Source organism: Ureibacillus massiliensis 4400831 = CIP 108448 = CCUG 49529 (genome assembly GCF_000772965.1).
GTDB classification, from domain to species: domain Bacteria; phylum Bacillota; class Bacilli; order Bacillales_A; family Planococcaceae; genus Ureibacillus; species Ureibacillus massiliensis.
The window spans coordinates 1-1,460 of record NZ_JPVQ01000110.1; the positions used below are offsets into that span (position 1 = coordinate 1).

1 protein-coding gene is annotated in these 1,460 nt (G+C 41.8%); it reads right to left on the minus strand.

Annotated features, from left to right (window positions below; all coding sequences use genetic code 11):
• Nucleotides 1-156: 156 nt before the first annotated feature.
• Complete coding sequence (locus CD30_RS19050; RefSeq protein WP_031540362.1) at nucleotides 157-1,353, minus strand: IS256 family transposase; 1,197 nt, start codon at nucleotides 1,351-1,353, stop codon at nucleotides 157-159.
• Nucleotides 1,354-1,460: the final 107 nt, after the last annotated feature.

Here is a 1,460-nt window from a genome sequence, read left to right on the forward strand (position 1 = left end):
GGTACTGTCAATATTTTTGTGTAAATGACTTTTCAACTTCTCAAGGTAGATGATCACCTTCGTATTCAAATAGATTTGTTCGAAGTGTTGATTTGGGTGTCTAGGAAAGGGCTAGCCCTTTCCTAGACACCCAAATTTCGCGCTGGCACGTCCCGGTTAGTTTGTCGGTTCATGTAGCTGCTCAAACATCTCTTCCAACTCTGCACGTGCCTGATTGAAGCCGATGTGACAGCGTGAGGCGAAACGTTGATTGTAGTCCTCGAACTGCGTCACTAAAAAACGTTCCAGTGATTCTTCGTTCGGAAACTGTTCCTTGCGCTTTGTATATTTTTTGATTTGCTTATTGAACGACTCAATTAAATTGGTCGAGTAGATGCTTCGCCAAATTGCTTTTGGAAACTGATAAAACGTCAGTAAATACGGGTTATTTAGTAAGCCTTGTGTAACTTTTTTGTACGATTTGCTCCATTTCTCGCAGAACTGCCCAAGTGCTAGCTCAGCTGCTTCGGCGTCCTTTGCCTGGTGAATCATTTTAAAATCTTCGCAGACTTCCTTGCGATCCTCTACGCGTACTTTATGCATAATATTGCGACCGACATGAACTAAACAGACTTGATATTTTGCTTTTGGAAACACAGTGAAAACAGCGTCTGCCATGCCTTTTAAGCCGTCTGATACGAATAATAAGACGTCTTCTACACCACGGTCTTTCAGCTCTTCTAGTAGCTCTTGCCAGTTGTAAGCAGACTCTGTTGGGGCAATCGTATAAGCGAGTACCTCTTTAGAGCCGTCTTCGCGAATACCAACAGCGATATAGACAGCTTCTTTGGACACCGTATCACGACGCACGGCAATATACGTCGCATCTAAATACACGCATACGTAACGATTATGCAACGAACGGTTGTTAAATGCATCGACTGTTTCTGAAACCGCTTTTGTCATATTCGAAATCGTTTGAGGCGTATAGTGATGGCCGTACATTTTTTCGATTAACTGGGCAATTTCAGCCATCGTAATGCCTTTTTTAAACAGGTGAATCACCGTATCTTCAAGCGTATCATTCGAACGCTTATACGGAGCCACGGTCTGTTGTTTGAACTCACCATTGCGATCACGTGGAATTTGAATGGCTAAATCGCCGTACTCTGTGTGAAGCGTACGCGAATAAGACCCATTGCGTGAGTTGCCTGAATTAAAGCCAATACGGTCATATTTTTCATAATCTAGAAATTCCGTTAACTCTGTCACAAGTAGCGAGTTGATCGCCATTTCCAAGTGCGAACGAAAAACCTCGGTAATATCTTGTTTTTTTACTAGTGCATCGATAATTTCTGTTGTAAACTGATTCATAGGGAAGACCTCTTTTCTAGGATTGGTTGTGGTGACTTAATTCTACCAAGAGAAGGTCTTCCTTTTTACATGGAAATTTTCATTTACACAAAATATTTTATACTCTC